The organism is Prauserella shujinwangii (genome assembly GCF_003001955.1).
Taxonomy (GTDB): Bacteria; Actinomycetota; Actinomycetes; order Mycobacteriales; family Pseudonocardiaceae; genus Qaidamihabitans; species Qaidamihabitans shujinwangii.
Genome location: NZ_PVNH01000001.1, coordinates 332,773 through 358,844, shown reverse-complemented (window position 1 = coordinate 358,844; position 26,072 = coordinate 332,773). Strand labels below are relative to the sequence as shown.

The window sequence follows — 26,072 nt, the reverse complement described above, 5'->3', positions numbered from 1 at the left end:
CGGCCGCGCGCCCCGTGCTCCCGGGCGGGCGCGTCACGGGGCGCGGCCGCCGAGGGTCAGCCCGCGGCCTCGCGGCGCTGCTGCCGGGACAGCCGCGCCACGCACCAGGCGGGGGCGCTGCCCCGGCGCAGGTGCTCGAGCACCGTCAGCGGGCCGAGCCGCTTGGCGAGGTCCTCCGGGGCGAGCCCGGCGGCGCGGTAGTCGAGCGCGCGCTGGTCGAGCGGGCTGATGCCGGCGTCCCACCAGCGCTCGGCCTCGCTCACGTCGCCGATCATCTGCCACCAGCCCGCGGCGGCGGTCAGCAGCTCCTCGGGGGCGTCGGGCAGGCGTTCCCGCATCGCCGCGAGGTAGCCCGGGTCGGCCGCGTCGACGGGCGCCCAGCCCGTCGCACCCGCGCGCCTGCGCTGCCCGGGAATCCCGGGAGCGGGCCGCGGGGCGTCCGCGAGCCACTCCGACGCGATCCGGTCGATCTCCCTGTCCTCCGCGCTCTGCTCGCGCTCGGCCGCCCACTGCCGGATCAACGCGTCAACTCCGGGATCTCCCGTCATCCCTGCCTCCTTCAGCAACGCACTGGTGTGTGTCAGGACTGGTCGAGCAACGTTGTTCGAGATATCGAGCGTGAGCCCTCCGATGACCGGTCGATCACGCAATGTGAGCACCGTAGGAGAGGGGGCCAGCCGTTCGCCAGACCTTCCGGAGGACGAATTCGGTGACCAGCGTGTTCAGCCCCGCAATCCACCCGGATGGTGCAGTAATCCAGGCCACATCCCGAGAAATGTGACACTGCGTAGCTGAGTGCGGGATGCGCAGCAAGAAGGCCGGCACCGGGTCCCGGTGCCGGCGAGTGCGCTGTGGGCTCAGGAGAACAAGCTCTGCACGAACGTGACGATGGCCTCCGCGCCGTCGCGGAGCCAGCCGAGCGCCGTCTGGACGGCTTCGGCGGATTCCGTGGGACGGCTGATCAAGAAGAACAGAACGAGGGCGACGACGCCGAAGATGAGGACCTTCTTGATTCCCGGCGACATGGCACCACCCGATTCCTGTCAGCGGGCCGGCCGGTAACCCGGCACCGCGTTCCTCCCTCAACCGCTACCGCCATCATGCCCCACCCGGGAGCCTTCCGACGGGTAATCACGCAGGCGGGGGACCTTCGTGACTCATCGTATTGGCGAATCGGGCCCAGTGTAGGAGAACACCAGGCGCCGGCGCAGGCGGACACGCCCGGAGCCCGCCGCGCTCGGGGCCGCCGGTGGCCCCGAGCGCGGCACGCGCGGTCCGGAACGCGGCACTCGCGGTGCTGGGCGGGGGACTCGCGCGGTCAGACGACCGCGCCTGCCGCGCGGAGCCGCTCGATCTCCCCGTCATCCAGCCCGAGCTCGGCCAGCACCTCCAGGGTGTCGGCGCCCTTGTCGTGCGGCGGCTCGGGCACGTCCGGTGGCGTGCGGTCGAACTTCGGACCGGGCGCGGGCTGCACCACGCCACCGACGTCGACGAAGGTGCCGCGCGCGGCGTTGTGCGGGTGCTCGGCGGCCTCCCACGGCGACAGCACGGGGGTCAGGCAGGCGTCCGTGCCCTCCGCCCTGGCGACGAGCTCGTCGCGGGTGTGCTTGCCGATGGCCTCGGCGAGGATCTTGCGCAGCCGTGGCCACTCGTTCTTGTCGAGATGCGACGGCAGCTCCTCGCCGTCCAGCCCGAGCACCTGCACCAGGGCGGCCCAGAACCGCATCTCGATCGCGCCGACGGCGACGTACTTGCCGTCGGCGGTCTCGTAGGTGTCGTAGAAGGGGGCACCGCCGTCGAGCATGTTCTCGCCCCGCTCGCCGCCCCACACCCCGGCCGCCTTCAGCCCGTGCAGGTGGGTGGTGAGCAGCGCGGCGCCGTCCACCATGGACGCGTCCACGACCTGTCCCCGGCCCGAGGACGTGCGCTCGTAGAGCGCGGCGAGCACACCCATCGCGAGGAACAGCCCGCCGCCGCCGAAGTCGGCGACGAGGTTGAGCGGCGGCACCGGCCGCTCCCCCGCCCTGCCGACCGGCTCCAGCGCGCCCGCGAGGCCGATGTAGTTGATGTCGTGGCCCGCCCTCGGTGCCAGCGGCCCGTCCTGACCCCAGCCGGTGATCCGGCCGTAGACCAGCCTCGGGTTGCGTTCGTGCACCTGCTCCGGGCCGAGGCCCATGCGCTCGGCGACGCCGGGACGGAAACCCTCCACGAGCACGTCGGCCTTCTCCGCCAGCTTCAGCACGACCTCGACGCCCTCGGACGTCTTGGTGTTCACGCCGATCGTGCGGCGCCCGCGCATCAGCGGGTCGTACGGGAAGCCGAGCACGTCCTCTCCCGGCGTCGCGCGGTCGACCCGGACGACGTCCGCGCCGAGGTCCGCGAGGATCGTGCACGCGAACGGCGCGGGCGCCAGCCCGGCGAGCTCCACCACCTTGAGCCCGCTCAGCGGTCCAGCCTTCATCGGTCGCACCCTTTCTCTACAGCGTCCGGGAGATGATTTCCTTCATGATCTCGTTGGTGCCGCCGAAGATGCGCGAGATCCGGACATCCGCCCAGGCGCGCGCCACGGGGTACTCCATCATGTAGCCGTAGCCGCCGAACAGCTGCACGCAGTCGTCGATCACCCGGTTGACCCGCTCGGTGGTCCACAGCTTCACCATCGCGGCGCCCTGCACGTCCAGCTCGCCCCGCAGGTGCCGCTCGATGCACTGGTCGAGGAACGCGCGGGCGACGGCGGCCTCCGTGGCGGCCTCGGCGAGGGTGAACTTCGTGTTCTGGAAGCTGAAGACGGGCCTGCCGAACGCCGTCCGGTCCTTGGTGTAGGTGATCGTCTGGTCGATCGCCGCCTCCATCCCGGCCACCGCCGTGACGGCGATCAGCAGCCGTTCCTGCGGCAGCTGCTGCATGAGCTGGACGAAGCCCTGCCCCTCCGCCTCGCCGAGCAGGTTCTCCGCGGGCACGCGCACGTCGTCGAAGAACAGCTCGGCGGTGTCCTGTCCTTTGAGGCCGACCTTGTCGAGCACCCGTCCCCGGCGGAAGCCGGGCGCGTCGGTCTCGACGACGATCAGCGAGATGCCCTGCGCCCCGGCGTCCGGATCGGTCTTGCACGCGACCACGACGAGGTCGGCGTGCGCGCCGTTGGTGATGAACGTCTTCGCTCCGTTGATCACATAGGAGTCACCGTCGCGCACCGCCCGGGTCTTGATGCCCTGCAGGTCGGAACCCGTGCCGGGCTCGGTCATGGCGATGGCGCCGACGTACTCGCCGCTGGCGAGTTTCGGCAGCCACTCCCGCTTCTTCCCCTCGGACGCGTAGGCCAGCAGGTAGTGGGCCACGATGCCGTTGTGGACGGAGACGCCCCAGGCTCCGTCGCCGGAGCGGGCCTGCTCCTCGTACAGCACGGTCTCGTGCGCGAACGTCCCGCCGCCCCCGCCGTACTCCTCCGGGACGGACAGTGCGAGCAACCCGACCTCGCCCGCCTTGGTCCACAACTCGCGGTCGACCTGCTTGGCCTCGATCCACCGCTCCTGGTGCGGCGTGAGCTCCTTCTGGCAGAAGGTCCTGGCGAGGTCCCGGAAGTCGTCCAGGTCCTCGGTCATCCAGGAGCTTCTCTGGGTCTGCAGCGGCACGACCGCTTCCTCCCTGTCCGGCGCGACTGGAAAACATGACGCTTGGAATGTAAGTTCTGACTGGAATGTACATGGGCTCCCGAGGCGGGTAAAGGCAGGCGCGTGACGACCGGCAACCGAGGACACCGCACCCAGGCGGAGCGGCGGGCGCAGACCAGGGCGGCGCTGCTCGACGCGACGATCGACTGCCTCGTCGAGATCGGCTACGCGCGCGCCTCGGTGCAGGAGATCTGCGCCCGCGCGGGCGTGTCGAAGGGTGCCCTGCAGCACCACTTCACCGGCAAGGCCGAGCTGATGGCCGCCGCGGTGGAACACCTCGCCACCAGGCTCAAGGCGCAGCGCGCCCCCGAGGTCGCCCGGCTGCCGGAGGGACCGGAGCGGGTCGCCGCGGCGATCGACGTGCTGTGGGACGCCTACTCGGGCACGCTCTCCACCGCGGTCACCGAACTGTGGATCGCCGCGCGCACCGATCCGCGGCTGCGCGCGGCCATCCGGCCGGTCGACCGCGCGCTCGGCCGCTCCACCCTCGAGCACATCGCCGGGATCGCGGGCGAGCTTCCCCGGGCCAAGCTGGAGATGCTGTACTGGCTGACGGTGAACCTGACGCGCGGGCTGGCTCTCGACGCCGAGCTGGGCGGCGACCCCCAGCGGCGCAAGCAGTTGCTGGAGGAGTGGAAGCGGATCGCGGTGTCCCTCTACGCCGCCCCGGCGTGACCGGAGACTGGCCCGGCATACCCCCGGTATGCTCTACTCGTCGGTAACAACGTTGTCCTCGAGGTGCTTTCGGAGGCGGCATGACGAGCACGATCCCGGCGAAGCCCGGCCGGCCGGCCACCCTCGGCGGAGTCGCGGGCGCTCCCCCGGCCTCGCGGGCGGCCACTCTGCTGGAGCGCGTGACCGGCGGCAAGGACTCCGCGCCCGTGGAGATGACCGCGCCGTTCACCGGTCAGCCGATCGCCACGCTGCCGCAGGCCACCGACGCCGACGCCCGCGCGGCGTTCCGCGCCGCACGGCGCGCGCAGCGCGCCTGGGCCGCGCGGCCGGTGGCCGAGCGCGCCCGCGTGCTGCTCGCCCTGCACGACCTCCTCCTCGAACAGCAGGAGGAGGCACTCGACCTCGTGCAGATCGAGGCGGGCAAGGCCCGGCTGGACGCCTTCGACGAGGTCGCCGCCACCGCACTGGTGTCGGCCTACTACGGCAAGCGCGGCCGCAAGCTGCTGGCGCCCCGCCGCGCCCCGGGCGTGTTCCCCCTGCTCACGAAGGCGGGCGAGGTCCGCCACCCCAAGGGCGTGGTCGGGATCGTCTCGCCGTGGAACTACCCGCTCGCGCTGACCGCGATGGACGTGCTGCCCGCGCTGCTGGCGGGCAACGCGGTGGTGCAGAAGCCGGACAACCAGACCGCGCTGTCGGCGCTGTGGCTGCACGAGCTGGCCGAGCGGGCCGGCCTCCCCACGGACACCTGGCAGATCGTGCTGGGCCGCGGCTCCCGCATCGGCGACGCCCTCGTCGAGGAGTCCGACTACGTCTGTTTCACCGGTTCGACCCCGACCGGCAAGGACCTCGCCGCCCGGATCGCGCGGCGCCTCACCGGCTTCTCCCTCGAGCTCGGCGGCAAGAACCCCATGATCGTGCTGCCCGACGCCGACGTCGCCAGGGCGGCGGCGGGCGCGGTCACCGCGTGCTTCTCCTCGGCCGGCCAGCTGTGTGTCTCCGTCGAGCGGATCTACGTGCACGAGGACATCCGCGAGCGGTTCACGCGGGAGTTCGTGCGCCGCACGGAGGCGCTGCGGCTCGGCGGCGCGCTGGACTACAGCGCGGGCATGGGGTCGCTCACGACGGCCGAGCAGCTGGCCGCCGTCTCCGCGCACGTGGACGACGCCAGGGCCGGCGGCGCGACGGTGCTCACCGGCGGGCGCGCCCGGCCCGACCTGGGCCCGCTGTTCTACGAGCCGACGATCCTCACCGGCGTCACCGAGCGGGCGAAGCTGTACGCCGACGAGACCTTCGGCCCGGTGGTGTCGATCTACGGCTACACCGACGTCGACGACGCGGTCGAGCGCGCCAACGACACGCCGTACGGCCTCAACGCGAGCGTGTGGTCGGGCGACGAACGGGGCGGCTGGGAGGTGGCCACCCGGCTGAAGGCGGGCACGGTCAACGTCAACGAGGGCTACGCCGCCACGTTCGGCACCGTCGGCGTCCCGATGGGCGGGATGAAGGAGTCCGGCGTCGGCCGCCGCAACGCCGCCGAGGGCCTGCTCAAGTACACCGAGGCGCAGGCGATCGCCGTGCAGCGCGGGCTGCGGCTGCGCCCGGTGCGCGGCCTGCCGCCCGCGCTGTGGGTGAAGGGCATGACCGCGAGCCTCAAGGCCCTGCGCCGCGTCCCCGGCCGCTAGCCCCCACCTGCGGGAATCTCACTCCGGGAGCGGCGAACGTGCGGCACCGAGCGCGGAACTCGCGAGTCTGAGCGGGGGACTCGCGGATCGGGCGAGCGTGCTCGCGGCGCGGACGCGGCGGTCAGCGTTCCAGCAGGCCCCGGTCGTAGGCGATGGCGACGGCCTCGGCACGCCTGCCCGCGCCCAGCTTCGCCATCACCCGCGACAGGTGCACGCTCACCGTCTTCTCGCTGATGAACAGCTCCTCGCCGACCTGGCGGTTGGTGCGGCCGAGCGCGACCCGTTCCAGCACGGCCCGTTCCCGCTCGGTGAGCGGGTCCAGCACGTCCCGGCGCGGGCGCTCGCCCGGCAGATCGGTCCGCGCCCGGTGCGCGAGCTCCCGCACCGCCTCCAGCAGCGGCCGGGCGCCCAGCCCGCGCGCCACCCGGTGCGCCTCCCGCAGCTCGTCGCCCGCGGCCCCGGCGTCGCCCGCGGCCAGCAGCGCCTCGGCGTGCCGCAGCCGGCACACCGCCTGGTCGTACACCGCGCCGTAGCCGAACGCCTCCACGGCCTTCGCCCACAGCGCCGGGTCGCCCTGCCCCGCGACGCCGGCGGCGGCCGCCTCGGCCCTGGCGAGCCAGGCCTGGCCCTCGCGCCCGAGCGTGCCGGCGCGCGGGCGGCCGTGCCGCGCACAGCCACGGACGTGCGCGAGAAGCCGCTCCGCCTCGGCCGCGGCCTCCGCCTCCGCCCCGGCGTCCCCCCGCCGCCGCGCCTCGGCCGCCCACGCGGCACACGCCTCCAGCCCGAGCGCACCCGCCCGCAGGCCTGCCAGCGCCCACGGGAAGAAGCTCTCCAGCCAGCCGATGCCCTCCCTGGCCCGGTGCACCGCCTCCGCGTGCTCACCCTGCCAGGACGCCAGCTCGGTGCCCGCGGCCGCCGCGGCAAGCGCGATCAGCACATCGGTGCGCCGCTGGGCGCGGAGGTCGGCGACGAGACGCTCGGCCTCGGCGAACCGCCCCCGCGCCACCACGAGGTACACCCAGGACGCCGCGAGCATGGCCGTCACCGTGCTCGACACCGGCGATCTCGGCTGGCCCGGGTCCGTGCCGTCCGGCCAGTCGCCGCTGACGTAGCGGAGGAAGAGATGTCTCGCTCGAACCCCCAGCCCGAACGAGCTCCAGCTCAGTCCCGTCTCCTCCGCCCGGTCGATGCCGCGCTGGTAGAGATCGATCGCGACGTCGATCTCGGCCAGGTCGTCGTGGCTGAGCGCGAGGAAGTACATCGCCCTCAGCTCGATGGTGATCGCCCCGGCCGCCCTCGCCTTGGCCACGGCCTCCCGCAGCAGTGTCCTGGCCCGCTGCGGGTCTCCCGCCGAGTCGGCGAGCGCGCCCAGCATGGTGAGCGCGGCGGCCTCCGCCCCGCCCGCCCCGACGGCCCTGGCGTCGGCCACCGCGGTGCGGGCACTCCACTCCGCGTCGTCGAACCGCTCGATCCCGCGCATGATCTGGGCCCGGGTCGCCAGCACCCACGCACGCGTGGTGCTGGCCTCGCTGTCGGCCACCAGCTCCCACGCCCGCGAGATCGGCTCGACCGACTCGTCGAACGTGCTGTCGGTCGCCATCAGTGCCTCGGCGAGCCTGCGCCACGTCTGCGCGGCCCGCTCGCGGTCCGTGTCGGGCCCGAGCGCGTCCACCGCCGAGCGCGCGAACGCGATCGCGCGCTCCGGCTCCCCGGAGGTACCGGCGAAGAACGACGCCTTGTGCAGCAGCTTCAGCTCGTCCACACCCTCGGGCCGTTCGCCGGCGGGCACGGCGTCCCAGATCTCCAGCGCCTGCTCGATGTGCCGCAGCGCGGCGCCGGGCGCGCCGAGTCCTTCGGCCTCGTGCGCCGCAGGCACGAGCGCGGCCAGGGCCGTCGGGAAGTCCCTGCTGCGCATGCTGTGGTAGGCCAGCTTGGCGTCGTGGCCCCGGCCCTGCGGCTTGGACCGGATACGTGCGGCGTAGGCCGCGTGCATCCGGCCACGCTCACCCGGCAGCACGTCGCCGTACACGGCCTCCTGCAGCAGCGCGTGCCGGAAGGTGTAGAAGCCGTTCTCGATGACGAGCACGTGGTGCTGCACCGCCTCGCGCAACGCCTCGTCCAGCTCCAGCTCCCCGAGGCCGGAGACCTCCGCGAGCGCGGCGTGGGCCACCGCGTCGCTCGCCACGGCGACCGCGCGCAGCACCCGCCGGGTGGCCGGGGCCAGCTGTTCGAGCCTGGCCAGCAGCACCTCGGCCAGCCCGGCGGGCAGGTCGGTACACGTGCCGGAGGCCAGCAGCTCCTCCGCGAAGAACGGGTTGCCCTCCGAGCGCTCCACCACGTCGGCCACGACCTCAGCGGGCAACGGCTCCTCGGCCAGCGCCTCGACGAAGCTCCGTGCCTCGGCCGGGCCGAACGGCCGCAGGTCGACCCGGTCCACCGTGGGCAGCCGCACCAGCTCGGACAGCAGCGCCCGCAGCGGGTGCCGCCGGTACACGTCCTCCTCGCGGTAGCTGACGATCACCAGCAGGCGCTGCGCCCGCAGCCGGGACAGCAGGAACGACACGAGGTTGCGGGTGGCGCCGTCGGCCCAGTGCAGGTCCTCCAGCACCAGCGCCACCGGCCGGTGCCCGGCGAGCTCGGTGAGCAGCCCCAGCACCGCGTCGAACAGCTGCAGCTCGCCGACGTCCTGCGCGGACCTGGCCCGGTGCGGCGACTCCGCGTCGGCCGTGGGCACCTGCGCGTACTCGCCGGTGGCGGGTGGCACGACCTGCAGCTGGGGCAGCAGCCTGCCGAGCGCGGGCCGCGACCGCAGCGCCGCGCCGACCCGGCCGTCCTCCATCGCGGTCAGCGGGGCGAGCGCCTCGGCGAAGGGCAGGTAGGGCACCCCGCCATCGCGCATGTCGAGGCAGCGGCCGGTGAGCACGAGGGCGCCCCGCTCGGCGGCGTGTTCGGCGAGGTCGGTGAGCAACCGCGTCTTGCCGACGCCCGCGTCCCCCGACAGCAGGACCGCCCCCGCCGTGCCGCCCTCCGCGGCCGCGAGCGCGGCGCGCAGCCTCGACCGCTCGTCGACACGACCGACGAGCGGGATCCCGGATCCGAGGCGAGCCACGAGATGCATTGTGGCCTACCCGTCCGACAATTCCGCTACTGATTTCGCGGAAGGGGAACCGCGCCACACGGCCGGCCCTCAGGCCGCGCGCTCGGGCGCCCGCTCGTGCTCGCCGGCGCGCTGCGGCGGTACCTCCACCCGCCGCACGCCGGAGCCGCGCCGCCGCCACGGGCGGGCGGCGCGAGCGGCACGGGCCGCCCGGCCGCCACGGCCCGCCCTGCGCAGATCCTCGACCCGGTAGGCGACCTCGGCCTGCAGTCCGTCCAGGCCCCATTCCCTGACCATCGACATGTCCTCTTCCACTCTCTCGTCCGTTCGCGACGGACTCGACAGTGGTGCTGAGGGCCGGGCGGCGGCATCGGGCGATCACGTCGCCCGGACGCGAACCGGCCCCTTACGCACGGTCGAGCGGGTGGGACCGGGGTAAGGGGCCGGGGCCGAGTGCCTCGGGACGGCACTCAGTGCGGGTCGAGTTCTCCCGTCCGGGCCGCGGCGAGCAGCGCGTCCCAGTGCGCCGCCGGGATCCGCAGGGCACCCGCGGCCGGGTTCTTCGAGTCGCGCACGGCGGCACCGTCCACGGTGAACGCCACCTCGACGCAGTCGTTGCCGCCACCGCTGTAGGTGCTCTTGCGCCATTGCAGCCCGGAAAGGTCGGCTTCGGCCACCATTTCCCCACTCCTCACTGTGCTCTGTCGTACGGGCAGGCCCCTGGGGCACTGCTCACTTGTTCCGATACCGCCTGCCCGCCTCGGCGATCAGATGGATCGAGTCGTCCGGCTTGAGCGCGGCGGCCCGCAAATGATCGAACATCAGCGAGTACCGGCGGACATCGGCCGCCATCTCGAGGTACAGACCGCTGGTGGTGCTGTCGACGTACACCACGTCGGGGTCGATCTGTTCCGGGAACCCGAGGATGAGGAACGGTCCCTCCATCCCGGGGTGCGCCCCCGCCCCGAACGGGACCACCTGGATCGTCACGTGCGGCAGCTGCCCCACCTCGACCAGCCGGGCCAGCTGCTCGGCCATGACGTCGGCTCCGCCGACGACGCGGTGCACCACCGCCTCGTCGATGACCGCCCAGTACTCGGGCGGCGAGGGGTCGGCGAGCAGCTGTTGCCGTGCCATGCGCGCCGCCACCCTGCGCTCCACCTCGGCCTCGGGCGCGTCGGGGCGCATCGCCCTGATCACGGCCCTGGCGTAGCGCTCCGTCTGCAGCAGGCCGGGGACCAGCAGGGCCTGGAAGGCGCGCAGCGAGCTGGCGTCGGCCTCCAGCCCGACGAAGGCGCCGGTGAACACCTCGTTGTAGGCCTGCCACCAGCCCCGCTTGCGCGCCTCGCGGGCCAGCTGGACCAGGGCCTCCTGCTCGTCCCCCGTGATGCCGTAGAGCTCGAGCATGTCGCGCGCGTCGCGCGGGGTGACGCCGACGTGGCCGGTCTCGATCCGGCTGATCTTGGAGGCGGAGCACTCGAGCTTCTCGCCGACCTCGTCGATGGTCAGCTCGGCCGCCTCCCGCAGTCTGCGCAGCTCGCTGGCCAGCCTGCGCCGCCGCACGGTCGGGCCGTGACCCCGTGTCATGGCTTCACCTCCGGCTCACGAGTCCCCTCTGGTCGCACATCTAACCAGCCGTTTGCGAAACCGGTGATGCATTTCCGGCGCGACCGGCAGGTTGTTGCCCAATCGGTGGACTGCAATTTGCAGGGTCGGTGGGTATTCTCACGCCGGACGTCGCTTCCGGGACATCCTGGCAGGAGAGTGGGGAGTACAGGTGGTCGCGCGCGATCCGATCGTCAGTCCGCTGCAGGCGAGCGTGCACAGCAGGCTCGCCGAGCTCACGGCGTCCGCGAACGGCGAGGCCGGCGCCGCGCACCGTGAGGTCGCCCTGCTGGTGGAGGCCCTGCGCGCGGTGCTGGCCGACCACCCGCTCGATCCCCGGGGGTACTGCTCCGTCTGCCACGGCCGCCGACGCGGACTGTCGTTCCGGCGGCGCCGGAAGCTGCCGTGCCGGGCCTACCTCGCCGCGCAGCTGGCCCTCGGGGACGGCGCGGGCGAGCCAGCGCCCGCCGCCGCGCGGCATCGGCGCCGCGCCGGTTCCGCACTGCACTACGCACGCTGACCGGAACACGAGTTCCACTTGCCGGGAGGCCACCCCGCTCACGACCGCAGCACGCGGATGAGCCCCTCCTGCACCACGGTCGCGATGTGCGTCCCGTCGCGAGCGAAGAACCGGCCGGTCGCCAGGCCCCGGGCGCCCGAGGCGGAGGGCGAGGCCGAATCGTAGAGGAACCACTCGTCGGCCCGGAACGGCCGGTGGAACCACAGCGCGTGGTCGAGACTCGCGCCCAGCACCGGGTCGGCGTCCCAGTACACCCCGTGCCGGGCCAGCACCGAGTCGAGCAGCGTCATGTCCGAGGCGTAGGTGAGCACGCAGACGTGCAGCAGCTGGCTGTCGGGCAGGGCGCCGTCGGCACGCATCCACACCTGGTTGCGGGCGGGCCGCTCCCCCGTCGTCCTCGTCACCCACGGCGGGTCGTTGACGTACCGGACGTCGATCGGGCGGGGCATGGTGCGCAGGCCGAGCTGCTCGGCGTAGCCCTCGGCCCGCTCCGCGAGGGTCGGCAGCGACTCGGGCGGCGGCACGTCCGGCATCTCCTCGGCGTGCTCGACCCCGTCCTCCTCCAGCTGGAACGAGGCCGACAGCGCGAAGATCGCCTTGCCGTGCTGGACGGCCACCACCCGGCGGGTGGTGAACGACCGGCCGTCGCGGATGCGGTCCACCTCGTAGACGATCGGCACCTTCGGGTCACCGCCGCGGATGAAGTACGCGTGCAGCGAGTGGACCTTGCGCTCCGCGGGCACCGTGCGCCCGGCCGCGACGAGCGCCTGACCCGCCACCTGGCCGCCGAACACCCGGGTCGGCGAGTGCGGAGGGCTCACCCCGCGGTAGATGTTCTCCTCGATCTTCTCCAGGTCCAGCAGGGCCACCAGGCGGTCGAGCACCCGCTGCCCGCCGACGCCGGTGTCCTCGTCGAGCCCGGACGCGGCCTCCCTCGCCAGCTCAGTCATGCCCGCGATTCAACACGGTCCGCCACCCGTCCGCGCCCCGGGCCGCGCCATCGGTGAGGCACGCAACCCTCAGGCGTGGTCCTCCTCGCCGAGGCGGTGCACCCGGATGAGGTTGGTGGAGCCGACCGTGCCCGGCGGCGACCCGGCCACGATGACCACGAGGTCACCGGGCTGGTAGCGGCCGGTCTCCAGCATCGCGTGGTCGACCTGCTGGATCATGCGGTCGGTCGAGTCCACCTGGGGCACGATCCGCGCCGTGGTGCCCCAGGTCATGGCGAGCTGGCAGCGGACGCTCTCCAGCGGCGTGAACGCCAGCAGCGGCAGCCGCGTGTGCAGGCGCGCGAGCCTGCGCACGGTGTCGCCGGACTGGGTGAACGCCACGAGGGCCTTCGCGTTGAGGCGCTCGCCGATGTCGCGGGCCGCGTAGGAGATGACGCCGCGCTTGGTGCGCGGGACGTGGCTCAGCGGCGGCACCGTCGGCATGTCCGCCTCGACGGCCTGGACGATGCGGCTCATCGTGCGCACCGTGTCGATCGGGTACCGCCCGACGCTCGTTTCCCCGGACAGCATCACGGCGTCCGCGCCGTCGAGCACGGCGTTGGCGACGTCGGAGGCCTCGGCCCGCGTCGGCCGCGAGTTGTTGATCATCGAGTCGAGCATCTGCGTGGCCACGATGACCGGCTTCGCGTTCTCGCGCGCGATCTGGATCGCTCGCTTCTGCACGAGCGGCACCTGCTCGAGCGGCAGCTCGACGCCGAGGTCGCCGCGCGCGACCATGATGCCGTCGAAGGCGAGCACGATCGCCTCGAGGTTGTACACCGCCTCCGGCTTCTCCAGCTTGGCGATGACCGGGGCGCGGCCCTTGCCGACGCGGTCCATCACCTGGTGCACGAGGTCGATGTCGGCGGGCGAGCGGACGAAGGAGAGCGCGACGAAGTCGACCCCGAGCTCCATGGCGAATTCGAGGTCCTCGATGTCCTTCTCGGACAGTGCGGGCACCGACACGTCCATGCCGGGCAGGGACACGCCCTTGTTGTTGCTGACCTGACCGCCCTCGGTCACCTGGCAGACGACGTCGGGACCCTCGACACCCTCCACGACGAGGCCGACGTTGCCGTCATCGACCAGCAGGCGGTCGCCGGGCTTGGCGTCCCTGGCCAGTCCCTTGTACGTGGTGGAGACCCGGTCGTGGGTGCCGGGCACGTCCTCCACCGTGATCCGCACGCGGTCGCCGGCCCGCCATTCGACGGGCCCGCCCGCGAACGTGCCGAGGCGGATCTTCGGACCCTGCAGGTCGGCCAGGATGCCCACGGCCTTGCCGGTCTCGGCGGCCGCGGCCCGCACGAGGTCGTAGACCTGCTTGTGGTCGCCGTGGCTGCCGTGGCTGAAGTTCATCCGGGCGACGTCCATGCCCGCGTCGACGAGGTCGCGGATCTTCTCCGCGGTCGCCGTCGCCGGACCCAGGGTGCATACGATCTTCGCTCGTCGGCTCACATTCACACACCTTAAACCCTCGGAGGCATCACGTCTGTACCGATCCCGAGATCGTTAAGGAAAAGGTCACCGGCGGGATCGCTCGCTGGTGCCGACGTGATCGCGTGCCCACTCGTTGAACGCCCGCACCTGCCGCCACGCCGCCCGCACGCGGGTCAGGCAGGCCCGCTCGTGCAGCGTGTCGTCCGGCTCCCACGCCTTCGTCGCGTAGAGCGAGCGATGCCGGAGCAGGTCGAGGCGCGGGTGGTCGGGCGGGAACCCGCGCGGCCGCGTCTTCAGCGCCTCCCCCGCGATCTCCCAGCCGGACCGGCGCAGCCGGGCGAGGATCCGCTCCAGCTCCGCGCCGTGGACGTCGGCGTCGACCGCCCGGCGGAACCGCGCGAGCTGGTCCGGCTGCAGGTGGAAGCAGCCGCCGCCCACCCGCAGCCCCGCGGAGCTCACCTCGACGTAGTAGGCACCGCCGCCGCGGCCTTGCTCGACGACCGCCCCGCAGTGCGTCTTGTACGGGCTCTTGTCCCGGGCGAAGCGCACGTCCCGGTGCGGCCGGAACACCTTCCCCTCGCCGAAACCCGGCCCGAACTCGGGGGTGAGCTCGGCGAGCAGCGCCTCCATCGGCGCCCGGACGTCGGTCCGGTAGGTCGGCAGGTTGTCCTGCCAGTACGTCTTGGAGTTGTCCACCTCGAGGCCGTCGAAGAAGTCGACGGCGTACTCGCCGAAACCCGTGAACGGCACGCCGGTCACGTTACTCGCGGGGCGTGCCCACCCGGAGGGTGACTCCCGTGCCCAGCAGCGCGCTCGGGGCGAGCCCGAACATCGCGCGGAAGCTGTCGCTGAAGTGGGAGGGGCTGGCGAAGCCCGCCTCGGCGGCCGCGGTGGTGAGGTCACCGCCCGTGGCGAGGGCCGAACCCGCGCGCAGCATCCGCGACCAGAGCCGGTACCGCCGGAAGCTCGTGCCGGTCTCCCGGCGGAACAGGCGCAGGAACCGGGACAGGGACAGGCCCGACTCGGCCGCCAGCTGCGCGGCCGCGAGCGCGGGACCCCGTTCGCCGCGCAGCCGGGCGGCCGCCGCCACGATCCGGTTGTCCGGCGCGGGCACCGGGACGGCGGGTGCGGCGAGCTCCAGCCAGCGGGCCACCGCACCGGGCGCGCCGAGCGCGGCGGCCGTCGCCGCCCCGGCGAGCGCGGCCTCGTCGGCGTGACCGAACCACAGCCCGTCCCCGCCCTCACCCATGCGGGACCGGCAGGCCCGCCCGCGCGCCGAGGCCGGATCCAGGTAGCAGAACACCATCCGCTCGCCCGCCGCGACGAGCCGGTGCGGCAGCCGGGCGCCGATCAGGGCGCTACGTGCGGTGCGCCCGTCGTGGTCCCGCGCGGGCACGGTGTGCACGGTGAACCCGGCGTCCACGCCCACCGCGAGGCAGTCGACCGACCCGGAGTGCGGGTCCAGCCGCAGCGAGGGCCCGGAGTACAGCGCGCCGCCCGCCCACAGCCACAGCGCCGCGCGGCACGTTTCCGGAAGCGCGCCGCCCGGCGCCGGGGTCATGCTGGCCTCCCCGGCATCACGAACCCGAAGGAGCGTGCAGTGGCCACCCTCGTCATCCTCGCCGTCGGCGTGTTCTTCCTGGGCATGGGACTGTACGCGCTCATCGCCCCGGCCGCTCTCGTCCGGCCGTTCCACCTCGGCGCCGGCACCCCCGAGGGCCGGTCGGAGGTCCGCGCCGTCTACGGCGGCTTCGGCGTCGCCGTGGCGGCCGTGCTGGGCGCGACCGCGTTCGGTGCCGGGTCCGTGCGTCCCGGGGTGGTGCTCACGGTCGGGGCGGCGCTCGGCGGGATGGCCCTCGGCCGGGTCGTCTCCCGCCTGGCCGAGGGCCGGGCCGCGCCGAGCGCCTGCTACCCCGTGTGGTTCTACTGCGCCGTCGAGGCGGGCGCGGCGGTCCTGCTGCTCACGCTGGCCCGGTGAGCGGCGCTCAGAACGCGATGCCGAGCACCCAGCCGCCCAGCGTGTACGCGGTCAGGGTGACCAGTACCAGGCCGATCGCGTTGAGCCACACGCCGCCGCGGATCATCTGGCCCGTGGTCACATAGCCGGACCCGAACACGATCGCGTTCGGCGGCGTGGCGACGGGCAGCATGAACGCGCAGGTGGCGGCCATCGCCGCCGGGACGACCAGCACCATCGGCCCGTAGCCGAGCCCGACCGCGACCCCGCCGAGGATCGGCAGGAACGCCGCCGCCGTGGCGGTGTTGCTGGTCAGCTCGGTGAGCAGCAGCACCAGCAGCACGGTGATCGCGACGAGCGCCAGCAGCGGCAGCACGTCCAGCGCGCTGACCCGTTCCCCGATCCAGGTGCTCAGCCCGGTGGCGGTGAACTGGCTGGACAGGCTGAGGCCGCCACCGAAGAGCAGCAGGATGCCCCACGGCAGCTGCTTGGCGGTCTCCCAGTTCAGCGTGCGCACCCCGGCCTTCCCGTCGACCGGGAGCACGAACAGCAGCACCGCCGCCGCCATCGCGATGCCCGCGTCGGACACGTTCGCCAGCCACGGCGCGGCGTTCGCGATCGACTCGACGTCCGCGAGCGTCGGGATGACGATCCAGGAGACGGCGGCCAGCACGAACACGGCGAGCGCGTTCCACTCGCCCCGGCTCATCGGTCCCATCCCGGTGAGCTGCTCGCGGATCAGCTCCCGCCCGCCGGGCAGCGACGTCAGCGCGGGCGGGAAGACCCGGGTGAGCACGAACCAGCAGATCGCGAGGAACACGACCGCGATCGGGACACCGAACAGCATCCACTGGCCGAACCCGATGCTGATGTCGTGGTTGTCCTCGAGGTAGCCGACCAGCAGGGTGTTCGGCGGCGTGCCGATGATCGTGCCGAGGGAGCCGATCGACGCGGCGTAGGCGATGCCGAGCATGAGCGCGGTGGCGAAGTTGACGTCGCCCTTGCCGTCCCCGAGCTGCCAGACGAGGCCGAGGACGGACACTCCGATCGGCAGCATCATCACGGTGGTGGCGGTGTTGCTCACCCACATGCTGATGAACGCCGTGGCGATCATGAACCCGGCGATCAGCATGACCGGCCGCGTGCCCACGGCGAGCACCGTGCGCAGGGCGATGCGCTTGTGCAGGTTCCACCGCTGCATCGCCAGCGCGATGAGGAACCCGCCCATGAACAGGAAGATGATGTCGTCGGCGTACGGGCTCGCCACGTCCTCGATCTCGGCGACGCCGAAGAACGGGAACAGCACGAGCGGCAGCAGTGCGGTGGCGGCGAGCGGCAGCGCCTCGGTGACCCACCAGACCGCCATCAGGACGGCGACCGCCCCGGTGATCCGGCCTCCGGGAGACAGGCTCTCCGGGAACAGCAGGTAGGCAATGATCGCGAGCACGGGCCCGAGGACGATTCCCGTCCACTGGCGCCGGACGGTGCCCCGGCTGAGGCGCTCACTCGTGACTTCCGCGGCTGCGGGCTGTGACATCCCTCACCTCCGTTGCTGATGTGCTCGGCAATGTACCGGGCCGGTGAGAAATGTTCACACCACCGTGCGAACCCGGGACGGAACAGGCCCCCGGGGGCGCACCCCGGGGGCCTGCCGGTCGACCGGATCAGCCGAAGAAGACCTGGGCCTCGGCGTAGCGCTCCGGCGGCACGGTCTTCAGCTCGGCGGTGGCCTCCGCGAGCTTGACGCGCACGATGTCGGTGCCGCGCAGGGCGACCATCGTGCCGAAGTCGCCCGCGGCCACCGCGTCCACCGCGTGCAGCCCGAACCGCGTGGCGAGCACGCGGTCGTAGGCCGTGGGCGTGCCGCCGCGCTGGGTGTGGCCGAGCACGACCGCGCGCGACTCCTTGCCGGTGCGGGTGGCGATCTCGTCGGCGAGCCAGGTGCCGACCCCGCCGAGCCGCACGTGGCCGAAGGCGTCCTTCTCCCCGCTCTGCAACACCTCGGCACCGCCCTCGGGCAGCGCGCCCTCGGCCACCACGATGATCGGCGCGTACTCGCGCTCGAACCGGCGCTCGACCCACTGCACCACCTGCTCGACGCTGAACGGCGTCTCCGGCACGAGGATCACGCTCGCGCCGCCGGCCAGGCCCGAGTGCAGGGCGATCCAGCCCGCGTGGCGGCCCATCACCTCCACGACGAGGGCGCGGTGGTGCGACTCGGCGGTGGTGTGCAGCCGGTCGATGGCCTCGGTGGCGATGTGCACCGCGGTGTCGAAGCCGAACGTGTAGTCGGTCGCGCCGAGGTCGTTGTCGATGGTCTTGGGCACGCCGACGACGTTGACGCCCTCGTCGGTGAGCTTGTTGGCCACGCCGAGGGTGTCCTCGCCACCGATCGCGACCAGCGCGTCGACGCCCTGCTCGGCGAGTACCGCCTTGATCCGGCCGGGGCCGCCGTCCTCCTGGTACGGGTTGGTCCGCGACGAGCCGAGGATCGTGCCGCCGCGGGTCAGGATGGGCTCGACGTCGTCCGCCGTCAGCGGCCTGCTGTCCCCCGTGAGCGGACCGCGCCATCCGTTGCGGAAGCCGACGACCTCCCAGCCGTGCTCCTGGATGCCCTTGAGGGTCACCGCCCGGATGACGGCATTCAGGCCGGGGCAGTCGCCTCCGCCGGTCAGCACACCGACTCGCATCAGATCAGACCTCCGCGTTGTCCTGGTTGTCCTGCGTCACACCTTTCGCCGCCAGCCTAGCGGCACCGGACTTGATCGGTGCAGGAGCATCCGGAGCAGCGGCGGCCGTACTCGCCGCGCGCTCCGGGACGTCTGTTACAGTCGGGCCCGTGCGGCGCTATTTCTGGTTTAGCGGACCGGCCCTGGGTGGGCCGGTCGGCGACGCCGCGCGCTGACCGACCAACCCACGAGCCGGACGACAAGCCGGCTCGGCGGGCTCCGGGGCGGCTTGCGGAGAGGAACGCCCCGCCATGTCACCCACCGCTGGAGCCGCGGACACCCACGACCCGCTCCAGGCACTGGACAACCAGCGCACCACGAGCATCAGCCCGCTGCTGTCCCCCGCCCTGCTGCGCCAGGAACACCCCGTCGACGCCGCCGTCGCGAAGACGGTCGCGCACGGCAGGGCCGACACCGTGGACATCCTCGACGGCCGCGACGACCGGCTGGTCGTGGTGGTCGGCCCCTGCTCCGTGCACGACCCCGAGGCCGCGCTCGACTACGCCCGCAGGCTCGCCGAGCATGCCGAGCGCGTGCGCGAACAGCTGCATGTGGTCATGCGCGTGTACTTCGAGAAGCCGCGCACGACGCTGGGCTGGAAGGGCCTGATCAACGATCCCGACCTCGACGGCAGCTTCGCCGTCAACAAGGGGCTGCGGCTGGCGCGGCAGCTGCTGCTCGACGTGTCCGCGCTGGGCCTGCCCGTCGGCTGCGAGTTCCTCGACCCGATCACCCCGCAGTTCATCGCCGACACGGTCACGTGGGGCTCGATCGGCGCGCGCACGGCCGCCAGCCAGGTGCACCGGCAGCTGTGCAGCGCCCTGTCGATGCCGGTCGGGATCAAGAACTCCACCGAGGGCGACGTGCAGGTGGCCGTCGACGCGACCCGGGCGGCCGCGGCGAGCCACGTGTTCGCGGGCATCAACGCCGACGGGCTCGCCGCGCTGCTCACCACCTCCGGCAATCCGGACTGCCACGTCATCCTCCGCGGCGGCAGCGCGGGCCCCAACCACGACCCGGAGACGGTCGCCGACACGCTGGCGCGGCTGCGCGGGGCCGGACTGCCCGAGCGCGTGATCGTCGACGCCAGCCACGGCAACAGCGGCAAGGACCCTGTGCGGCAGGCCGGGGTGGTCGGCGAGATCGCCGGGCGGATCGGCGCCGGTGAGCGCGGCATCGTCGGCGTCATGATGGAGAGCTTCCTGGCCGCCGGACGGCAGGACCTCACGCTCGGCCGCCGCGACGAGCTGGAGTACGGCCGCAGCATCACCGACGCGTGCCTGGACTGGACCACCACGGCGGGCCTGCTCGACGAGCTGGCCGCCGCCGTCCGCGCCCGGTGACCCCCCGGGCGGTGAAGGGCACGGTCCCCGCGTCCGGCGCGGGGACCGTGCCCTTCACCGCCCGTCAGGTGGGCAGGCCGAGGCGGCGGGCCGCGTCCTCGATCACCCGCCAGCGTTCCAGGTTGTGCCGGGCGTCGGCGAGCGCGTCGTGGGCGTCGCCCGGCGGGTCGGGCAGCCGGGGCTTGCCCACGTCCTCCCAGCGCTGCCGCAGATCGCGGGTGAAGCGCGGCAGCTGGCGCGGCAGCGCGGGCATCGGTCCCCACAGCTGCGCCAGCGCGACGTGGTCGTAGGCGGCGAACCAAGCCCACAGCTCGATCCCGCCGGGCGGTTTGCCGAGGAACTCCAGCAGGTCCTCGCGGATCCGCTCCCGGCTGCGCCACGCCGGGTCGCCCGGCGACGGCAGCTTCGGCAGCACGTTCTCGCGCACCCACGGCCCCGCCTTGTGCGCGTCGAACTCGGTGGAGACGGCGTAGAACTCGCGCCCTCGGGAGTCCACGACACCGATCGAGACCAGATCGATCGTCACGCCGTCCTCGATGAACTCGGTGTCGTAGAAGAACCGCACCGGGGCACCGTACTCGAACGGGTGTGCTCAACCCGCCTTGGTCTCCGGAAGGCGCGTCGCGTCCCGCGCCCCCGGCTGCACCGGCACCGCCGGCCGCACCCCGGCGGCCTCGGCGGCGAGCAGTTCCTTCGCCTTCGCGGCGTAGATGTCGACGTACTCCTGCCCGGACAGCTCCATCAGCGCGTACATGATCTCGTCGGTGATGGACCGCTCGACGAACCGGTCGCCGGAAAGCCCCTCGTACCGCGAGAAGTCGAGCGGCTTGCCGAAGCGGATCTCGATCCGGCGCGGCCACCACATCCGGGAGCCGATCGGGTTCACCCTGTCCGTGCCGACCATCGCCACCGGGATCACCGGGGCGCGCGACTCCAGCGCGATGCGGGCCACCCCGGTCTTGCCCTTGTACAGCCTCCCGTCGGGCGACCGGGTGCCCTCGGGGTAGATGCCGAGCAGGTGCCCCTCGCGCACCAGCCGGATCGCCGTGTCGAGCGCGGCCTGCGCGGCCGAACCACCGGACCGGTCGATCGGGAACTGGCCGACCCCGGTGAAGAACCACTTCTTGAGGCGGCCCTTCAGCCCCTTCTCCGTGAAGTACTCCTGCTTGGCGGGGAACGTGACGCGCCGGCGCACGTACAGCGGCATGAAGAACGAGTCGGCCACGGCGAGGTGGTTGCTCGCGAGGATCGCCCCACCACGGTCGGGCACGTGTTCCACGCCGGTCACCTTCGCCGGCCAGAACAGCCGGAGCAGCGGCCCCAGCAGCACGTACTTCATGAAGCGATAGAGCACCGCGTCAACCCCTCCTCCGGCGAACACCCCGCACCCGGTCAGCCAGCCTACGAATCGCGACCGGGCGGGCACAACAGGGAACGTCCCCGCCGGGGTGCCCAGCGATCGACATCACAACACGCCTCCGCACGCGGGCCGGCGTCCGCGCGTGCGAACATGGGGCGTACGTAGCTCGACGGGAGGGCGACCGGGCATGCCTGTCCTCGCTGGCGCGGAGCCGTTCGCGCACACCGGCTCGACGGAGACCGGGGTCCTGCTGATCCACGGGTTCACCGGGACCCCCGCGAGCATGCGGCCGTGGGGCGAGCACCTGGCCGCGGCGGGCCACACCGTGCGCTGCCCGCGGTTGCCGGGGCACGGGACCACGTGGCAGGAGCTCAACCGCACCCGCTGGCCCGACTGGTACGGGTGCGTGCGCGCCGAGTTCGACGCGTTGCGGCGGCGGTGCGACGCGGTGTTCGCGTTCGGGCTGTCCATGGGCGGCACCCTGGCGCTGCGGCTGGCCCAGGAGACCGGCCCGGCACTGGCCGGGCTGGTGCTGGTCAACCCCTCGGTGCTGACGCGGCGCCGGGACGCGCGGCTGTTGCCGCTGCTCGCGCCGTTCGTGCCGGCGGTCAGGGGCGTCGGCGGCGACATCGCCAGGCCCGGCGTCACCGAGCTCGCCTACGCGCGCACGCCGCTGCGCGCGGCGGCGAGCCTGTCCCGGCTGTGGCGGGTGGTCCGCCGGGACCTGCCGAAGGTGACGCAGCCGCTGCTGCTCCTGCACTCGGCCGTCGACCACATCGTGGAGCCGGAGAACTCCCGGGTCATCGCCGCGTCGGTGCGGAGCGCGGACCTGCGGGACGTGGTCTTGCACGACAGCTACCACGTGGCCACGCTGGACAACGACGCACCGTTGGTCTTCGAGCAGAGCGTGCGGTTCCTGCAGTCGGTCGGACAGGTTGGTGCCCGGTGAGCAGAATGTCAGGCGCGGACGGGCCGGAGGACGTCGACGCCACCTTCGAGGAGATCGTCGCCGGCCTGCGCGCGCAGGGGCTCGGCGACGACGACCGGCCCGCGGAGGAGCCGCCGTCGCGCGAGGACCCCGGCGAGGCCAGGACCCCCGCGGCGGCGACCGGGCCGGGCTGGCGGGAGAGCGAGACCGGCTGGGACGAGACCATGTTCGGCGCCGACCCGACCGCGGCGTCCGACGAGGAGCACTACGTTCCCCCGGAGCCGCCGCCGCTGCCGAAGCCGCGCAAGGGCGCGTTCGTGGTGCTGCTGTTCTTCGTGCTCGGCCTGCTGCTGCTCATCTCGCCGGGCCTCATCGGCATCCCCGCCACGGTCGGCACACCGGTCGGGATGCTGGCGCTGGCCACCGGGATCGCGCTGCTCCTGCTGCGCGTGCGGCAGGGGCCGCCGGACGGGGCCGACCCGGACAACGGCGCCCAGGTGTGACTCGTGAGTGAGAACCGTGGTTAGAACCACGGTTCTCACTCACGAGCGGTCGAGCAGGTCCCAGAGCGTCGCGGGACCCACGATCTCGGTCGCGGTGCCGCGCACCCGTTCCCGGAGTCCCCGGTCGGCGGTGACCACCACGACGTGATCGTCCGGCCGGGCGGCCCGCGCCGCGCGGGCCGTGACCACCACCGCGGTGTCGCCGTCCTGCTCGGCGGGCACCACCTCGACGTGCTCGCTCGGCTCGGTGCCGCGTGCGTGCCCCTCCACCACGAGCACCACCCTCGGCCACCACGACCAGTGCGGGCCGAGCGGCAGCGCGACGTCGCTCGCGCACACCCCCGACCGCACGAGCCCGCCGAGCCGGTCGCGCAGCCTGGCCGCGGCGGCGGCGCGATCACGCCACCAGCCGTCCGGGCGCGAGCCGACGACGTTGGCCGCGTCCACCACCACGACGAGCTCGCGGTCGAGCTGCGCGCGCAGCTCGGGCCAGGCCGCCGCGAAGTCCCGGTGCAGCGGGTAGCCGGCCACCTCCTCGGGCGGCACCCACCGCAGGTCGGTGCTCTCGGCGTTGGCCACGTGCGCCCGCACGCGCTCGCGCACCGTGGCCAGCACCGTCGTGTACCGCCAGGTGCCGTGGTCGACGGTGGCGGAGGCGCGCACCCGCACCGCGTCGCGCGGCACGGCGGTCTCCTCCTCGGTCTCCCGCGCGGCGGCCTCCTCGGGCGACTCACCGGACCGCACGGCACCGCCCGGCAGCGCCCAGGTGCGGCCGTGGTGGGTCCACCATGCCCGCCGTTGCAGCAGGACGCCGCGCCCCGGGTCGCTCAGCAGGAGGCCCGCCGCACCGTGCAGGCCCCAGTGCCGGTTGCCGCAGGCGCAGCGCACGAAGCCGTCGCCGTCACCGAGCTGCATCCGGCAACTGTAGAGGCCACGTCACCGTGGCCGCCGTGGGTCCCTGATGTCAGGAGTGGCTCGTTACTGACACTTCTCGTCAGTAACGAGCCACTCCTGACACGGGGAACGGTCAGCGGCGCAGGTGTTCTTCCCTGGCGAGGGTCGCCGCCCCCACGATGGCCGTCTGGTCGCCGAGCTGCGCGGTGCGCAGGCGCGCGAGCGGCCGGTGCCCGGCGCCGGTGACCGCGCCCGCGTAGTGCTCCCTGGCCTCGTCCAGGAACAGCGTCGCCGACTCGGACACCCCGCCCGCGATGACCACGATCTCCGGGTCGTAGACGTCGGCGACCAGCGCGAGACCCTCACCGAGCCACTTCGCCAGCTCCGCCATGGCGCGCTGGGCGATCGGGTCGCCGTCGCGTGCCGCGCCCGCCACCCGCCTGCCGGTGACCGAACCGGGGTCGCCCGCCGTCTCCCGCGCCAGCACCGTCGACCGGCCCGGGTGCCGCGCGAGCAGCTCCACCGCGGTCGCGGCGAGCGCGGTGCCGCTGCAGTAGCGCTCCCAGCAGCCGTACTTGCCGCACGAGCAGGGCCGCCCTCCCGGCACCACGCACAGGTGGCCGAGTTCGGGGGCGACGCCGTGCGCACCGCGGAACAGCGTGCCGTCGAGCAGCAGCCCGGCGCCGATGCCGGTGCCCAGCGCGATGAGGGCGGCCACCCGGGAGCCGCGCCCCGCGCCGAAGCGGTGCTCGGCGACGGCAGCCGCGTTGGCATCGTGTTCCAGCGTGACCGGCAGGCCCACGCGCTTGGCGATGCGGTCGGCCACCGGCACGGCCCGCCACGCCAGGTGCGGCGCGAACATGACCGAGCGCCGGTCCGGGCGCACGAACGCGGCCACGGCGAGTCCCACCGCGCCCACCTCGTGCCGGTTGCGCAGCTCCTCCACCACGCCGGTGATCGCGTCGTCGAGCGCGTTCTCCCCGCTCGGCGTGCCCACCCGCGCGGTGTCCAGCACGGAACCCCGCTCGTCGACGACGCCGGCCCGCACGCTGGTGCCGCCGACGTCCACGCCGATCGTCAGCACCGCCGCTCCCAGTCGTCCCGCCTGCGGACGGTGATGCGCTGCACGCGCTCCCGCCCCGCGGGCGCCGGTCCGCCGTCCGCGCCGGGCGAGGAGGACGGCCGGAAACCGGGCATGTGCACGCCCTCCTGGGGCTCCCACCGGTCGGCCAGCACCGCCCGCAGCAGCGCGACGAGCTGCGCGGCCTGCTCCAGCAGGCGGGCGGCGACCTCGGGCCGCTCACCGCGCACGACGGCGACGATGGCGCACAGCGGGCACCAGCCGCAGGCGGCCCCGGCGCGGTCCCGGTGCTCCTGCTGCCCCTGGTCGCCCTGGTCGCCGTGGCCCGCCGCGACCACGCTGTCCAGCCAGGGCGCGGCGCGCTCGACGACCATCTCGACGAGCAGCCTGATCTCCTCGGCCAGACTCGTCCCGTCGTCACGCGGGATGTCGCCCTCTGCGGTCATACGGTCCTCTCCAGGTGCACCAGCAGGCCGCCCGCGTCGGCCTCCGCGCCCGTGACCCGGCACGGCCGGAGGGCCGCGGGCAGCGCGACGAGCCGCCGGAACCCGTCGACGGTGACGGCCAGGTCGTCGTCGACGCGGGCGAGGTCCACGGCGGCCTCCCGGCTCAGCGGCACGGCGACGCGCAGCGTGAAGCCACCGTCTACTTCGGACACGGTCAGCAGTGGCGCCGCGGGCGGGCCCGCCCCGCCGAGGGGATCGGCCCCGTCGTAGAGCTCGGCGGCGATCTCCCGCAGCGCGGGCAGGCCGACCGGTTCGGCCGCCCGGTGCTCGACCGCGCGCAGCATCCCGTCGGGCAGCCCGGAGTCGCGCAGTTCGGCGAGGACCTCCTCCTGCTGCCTGCGCCGCGTGCGCAGCCACGAGGCCGCGGCCCCGCGCCACAGCCCGGGCGCGGGCATCATCCGGTTGGCGATCATGCCGTCGACGCGGATGCCCCGCAGGGCCAGCGAGGTCAGGGTGCGGCGGGTCTCGGCCACCACCATCCGCTCGGGTGTGAGCACGAGCCGCACCGACGTCACGGCCGGGTCGGTGAGCAGCCCGCGCAGGTGGTCGACGTGGGTGGCGAGGCGCTGCACCGACGCCGTGACCCCGCTGACCGTGCCCGCCGCCCTGGCGAACACGCCGCGCGCGCCGTACGCGCGCGCCAGGTAGCCGGACACCGCCTCCGGCAGCGCGAGCAGCCGCAGCGTCTCGGCGGTGGGCCCGCAGTCGACGACCACGTTCGCCCAGGGCCCGGTCTCGGCGAGCCTGCGCACCTCGGTGAGTGCGAGCAGCTCGTCGACGCCGGGCACGATGGTCAGCTCCTCGGCGTCGAGCGCGTCCAGCCCGGCCCCGGTGAGCGCGGTGCGCAGCCGCTCGCGCAGGGTGGCCCACGCGCTGTCGACGAGGTCCCGCGCGTCGATCTGCGCCGCGTGCAGTCCGGGGTCGACCTCCGCGGGCTCGCCGGTCAGCGGCCCGCCGAACGCGTCGGCGAGCGAGTGCGCCGGGTCGGTGGACACCACCAGGGTCTTGGCTCCCCGGCGGGCCAGCTCCGCCGCCGTCGCCGCGGCCAGGGTCGTCTTGCCGACGCCCCCCTTGCCCGTGAACAGCAGGACCCGCACG

27 protein-coding genes are annotated in these 26,072 nt (G+C 73.5%); 7 read left to right on the top strand and 20 right to left on the bottom strand.

What is annotated here, in order from left to right; genetic code table 11:
• Positions 1 to 56 precede the first annotated feature (56 nt).
• From B0I33_RS01620 to B0I33_RS01610, 4 genes are all read right to left on the bottom strand, one after another.
• A complete protein-coding gene (locus B0I33_RS01620) occupies positions 57 to 548 on the bottom strand; it encodes a transcriptional regulator (RefSeq protein ID WP_106176678.1) in 492 nt (163 codons plus the stop codon).
• Between the two features lie 309 nt (positions 549 to 857).
• Positions 858 to 1,025 carry a hypothetical protein gene (locus B0I33_RS29815; protein WP_181193139.1) on the bottom strand — a complete coding sequence of 56 codons (168 nt, stop codon included), beginning with the start codon at positions 1,023 to 1,025 and terminating at the stop codon, positions 858 to 860.
• A gap of 293 nt (positions 1,026 to 1,318) precedes the next feature.
• Complete coding sequence (locus B0I33_RS01615) at positions 1,319 to 2,461, bottom strand: CaiB/BaiF CoA transferase family protein (protein ID WP_106176677.1); 1,143 nt, start codon at positions 2,459 to 2,461, stop codon at positions 1,319 to 1,321.
• A 16-nt stretch (positions 2,462 to 2,477) separates the two neighbouring features.
• Positions 2,478 to 3,629: an acyl-CoA dehydrogenase family protein gene (locus B0I33_RS01610; RefSeq protein WP_106176676.1), complete on the bottom strand. Its 1,152-nt coding sequence runs from the start codon at positions 3,627 to 3,629 to the stop codon at positions 2,478 to 2,480.
• A gap of 102 nt (positions 3,630 to 3,731) precedes the next feature.
• Between B0I33_RS01610 and B0I33_RS01605 the strand changes: the two genes are divergently transcribed.
• Positions 3,732 to 4,343, top strand: a complete 612-nt coding sequence (locus tag B0I33_RS01605) for a TetR/AcrR family transcriptional regulator (protein ID WP_106176675.1) — start codon at positions 3,732 to 3,734, stop codon at positions 4,341 to 4,343.
• Positions 4,344 to 4,423: 80 nt separating this feature from the next.
• Positions 4,424 to 6,025 carry a succinic semialdehyde dehydrogenase gene (locus B0I33_RS01600; protein ID WP_106176674.1) on the top strand — a complete coding sequence of 534 codons (1,602 nt, stop codon included), beginning with the start codon at positions 4,424 to 4,426 and terminating at the stop codon, positions 6,023 to 6,025.
• Between the two features lie 121 nt (positions 6,026 to 6,146).
• Here B0I33_RS01600 and B0I33_RS01595 read toward each other — a convergent pair whose 3' ends face one another.
• From B0I33_RS01595 to B0I33_RS01580, 4 genes are all read right to left on the bottom strand, one after another.
• Positions 6,147 to 9,143 (bottom strand): helix-turn-helix transcriptional regulator, encoded by a 2,997-nt coding sequence (locus B0I33_RS01595; protein ID WP_106176673.1) that lies wholly within the window; start codon positions 9,141 to 9,143, stop codon positions 6,147 to 6,149.
• 69 nt (positions 9,144 to 9,212) lie between these two features.
• The gene (locus B0I33_RS01590) at positions 9,213 to 9,425 is read right to left on the bottom strand and encodes a hypothetical protein (protein WP_106176672.1); all 213 of its coding nucleotides are present in this window, start codon (positions 9,423 to 9,425) and stop codon (positions 9,213 to 9,215) included.
• Between the two features lie 167 nt (positions 9,426 to 9,592).
• A complete protein-coding gene (locus B0I33_RS01585) occupies positions 9,593 to 9,802 on the bottom strand; it encodes a DUF397 domain-containing protein (RefSeq protein ID WP_106176671.1) in 210 nt (69 codons plus the stop codon).
• Positions 9,803 to 9,854: 52 nt separating this feature from the next.
• Positions 9,855 to 10,709, bottom strand: a complete 855-nt coding sequence (locus tag B0I33_RS01580; RefSeq protein WP_106176670.1) for a helix-turn-helix domain-containing protein — start codon at positions 10,707 to 10,709, stop codon at positions 9,855 to 9,857.
• A gap of 190 nt (positions 10,710 to 10,899) precedes the next feature.
• Here B0I33_RS01580 and B0I33_RS01575 point away from each other — a divergent pair, with 190 nt between their 5' ends.
• On the top strand, positions 10,900 to 11,247 hold the full coding sequence (locus B0I33_RS01575) for a hypothetical protein (RefSeq protein WP_106176669.1): 348 nt from the start codon (positions 10,900 to 10,902) through the stop codon (positions 11,245 to 11,247).
• Positions 11,248 to 11,285: 38 nt separating this feature from the next.
• Here the strand turns inward: B0I33_RS01575 and tesB are convergent, their stop codons facing one another.
• The 4 genes from tesB to B0I33_RS01555 all read right to left on the bottom strand — a co-directional run bounded on the left by tesB (position 11,286) and on the right by B0I33_RS01555 (position 15,234).
• Positions 11,286 to 12,197 (bottom strand): acyl-CoA thioesterase II, encoded by a 912-nt coding sequence (gene tesB / locus B0I33_RS01570; RefSeq protein WP_106176668.1) that lies wholly within the window; start codon positions 12,195 to 12,197, stop codon positions 11,286 to 11,288.
• A 69-nt stretch (positions 12,198 to 12,266) separates the two neighbouring features.
• Complete coding sequence (gene pyk, locus B0I33_RS01565) at positions 12,267 to 13,691, bottom strand: pyruvate kinase (RefSeq protein ID WP_106176667.1); 1,425 nt, start codon at positions 13,689 to 13,691, stop codon at positions 12,267 to 12,269.
• Between the two features lie 66 nt (positions 13,692 to 13,757).
• Positions 13,758 to 14,423 (bottom strand): DUF2461 domain-containing protein, encoded by a 666-nt coding sequence (locus tag B0I33_RS01560; RefSeq protein ID WP_106176995.1) that lies wholly within the window; start codon positions 14,421 to 14,423, stop codon positions 13,758 to 13,760.
• Between the two features lie 10 nt (positions 14,424 to 14,433).
• Positions 14,434 to 15,234, bottom strand: a complete 801-nt coding sequence (locus B0I33_RS01555) for a helix-turn-helix domain-containing protein (RefSeq protein WP_106176666.1) — start codon at positions 15,232 to 15,234, stop codon at positions 14,434 to 14,436.
• Positions 15,235 to 15,273: 39 nt separating this feature from the next.
• On the opposite strand from B0I33_RS01555, the gene B0I33_RS01550 reads away from it, so the two are divergent.
• Positions 15,274 to 15,651, top strand: a complete 378-nt coding sequence (locus B0I33_RS01550; RefSeq protein ID WP_106176665.1) for a DUF4345 family protein — start codon at positions 15,274 to 15,276, stop codon at positions 15,649 to 15,651.
• Positions 15,652 to 15,658: 7 nt separating this feature from the next.
• Here B0I33_RS01550 and B0I33_RS01545 read toward each other — a convergent pair whose 3' ends face one another.
• Positions 15,659 to 17,167: an SLC13 family permease gene (locus B0I33_RS01545; RefSeq protein WP_106176664.1), complete on the bottom strand. Its 1,509-nt coding sequence runs from the start codon at positions 17,165 to 17,167 to the stop codon at positions 15,659 to 15,661.
• Positions 17,168 to 17,294: 127 nt separating this feature from the next.
• Positions 17,295 to 18,320 (bottom strand): 6-phosphofructokinase, encoded by a 1,026-nt coding sequence (locus B0I33_RS01540; RefSeq protein ID WP_106176663.1) that lies wholly within the window; start codon positions 18,318 to 18,320, stop codon positions 17,295 to 17,297.
• A 290-nt stretch (positions 18,321 to 18,610) separates the two neighbouring features.
• Between B0I33_RS01540 and B0I33_RS01535 the strand changes: the two genes are divergently transcribed.
• Positions 18,611 to 19,702 carry a 3-deoxy-7-phosphoheptulonate synthase gene (locus B0I33_RS01535; protein WP_106176662.1) on the top strand — a complete coding sequence of 364 codons (1,092 nt, stop codon included), beginning with the start codon at positions 18,611 to 18,613 and terminating at the stop codon, positions 19,700 to 19,702.
• Between the two features lie 64 nt (positions 19,703 to 19,766).
• On the opposite strand, the gene B0I33_RS01530 is transcribed toward B0I33_RS01535, so the two are convergent.
• Both B0I33_RS01530 and B0I33_RS01525 read right to left on the bottom strand, forming a co-directional pair.
• Positions 19,767 to 20,267, bottom strand: a complete 501-nt coding sequence (locus tag B0I33_RS01530; RefSeq protein ID WP_106176661.1) for a polyadenylate-specific 3'-exoribonuclease AS — start codon at positions 20,265 to 20,267, stop codon at positions 19,767 to 19,769.
• Positions 20,268 to 20,294: 27 nt separating this feature from the next.
• A complete protein-coding gene (locus B0I33_RS01525; protein WP_106176660.1) occupies positions 20,295 to 21,056 on the bottom strand; it encodes a lysophospholipid acyltransferase family protein in 762 nt (253 codons plus the stop codon).
• A 193-nt stretch (positions 21,057 to 21,249) separates the two neighbouring features.
• Here B0I33_RS01525 and B0I33_RS01520 point away from each other — a divergent pair, with 193 nt between their 5' ends.
• Both B0I33_RS01520 and B0I33_RS01515 read left to right on the top strand, forming a co-directional pair.
• On the top strand, positions 21,250 to 22,011 hold the full coding sequence (locus B0I33_RS01520) for an alpha/beta hydrolase (protein WP_106176659.1): 762 nt from the start codon (positions 21,250 to 21,252) through the stop codon (positions 22,009 to 22,011).
• Positions 22,008 to 22,493 carry a hypothetical protein gene (locus B0I33_RS01515; protein WP_106176658.1) on the top strand — a complete coding sequence of 162 codons (486 nt, stop codon included), beginning with the start codon at positions 22,008 to 22,010 and terminating at the stop codon, positions 22,491 to 22,493. The genes B0I33_RS01520 and B0I33_RS01515 overlap by 4 nt, the downstream gene beginning before the upstream one ends.
• A gap of 39 nt (positions 22,494 to 22,532) precedes the next feature.
• Here B0I33_RS01515 and B0I33_RS01510 read toward each other — a convergent pair whose 3' ends face one another.
• The 4 genes from B0I33_RS01510 to B0I33_RS01495 all read right to left on the bottom strand — a co-directional run bounded on the left by B0I33_RS01510 (position 22,533) and on the right by B0I33_RS01495 (position 26,071).
• Positions 22,533 to 23,408 carry an NUDIX domain-containing protein gene (locus tag B0I33_RS01510; RefSeq protein WP_106176657.1) on the bottom strand — a complete coding sequence of 292 codons (876 nt, stop codon included), beginning with the start codon at positions 23,406 to 23,408 and terminating at the stop codon, positions 22,533 to 22,535.
• 112 nt (positions 23,409 to 23,520) lie between these two features.
• Complete coding sequence (locus B0I33_RS01505) at positions 23,521 to 24,456, bottom strand: ROK family protein (RefSeq protein ID WP_106176994.1); 936 nt, start codon at positions 24,454 to 24,456, stop codon at positions 23,521 to 23,523.
• Between the two features lie 8 nt (positions 24,457 to 24,464).
• Positions 24,465 to 24,914: a hypothetical protein gene (locus B0I33_RS01500; protein WP_106176656.1), complete on the bottom strand. Its 450-nt coding sequence runs from the start codon at positions 24,912 to 24,914 to the stop codon at positions 24,465 to 24,467.
• A complete protein-coding gene (locus tag B0I33_RS01495) occupies positions 24,911 to 26,071 on the bottom strand; it encodes an ArsA family ATPase (RefSeq protein ID WP_106176655.1) in 1,161 nt (386 codons plus the stop codon). Before B0I33_RS01495 ends, B0I33_RS01500 begins: the two co-directional genes overlap by 4 nt.
• Position 26,072: the final 1 nt, after the last annotated feature.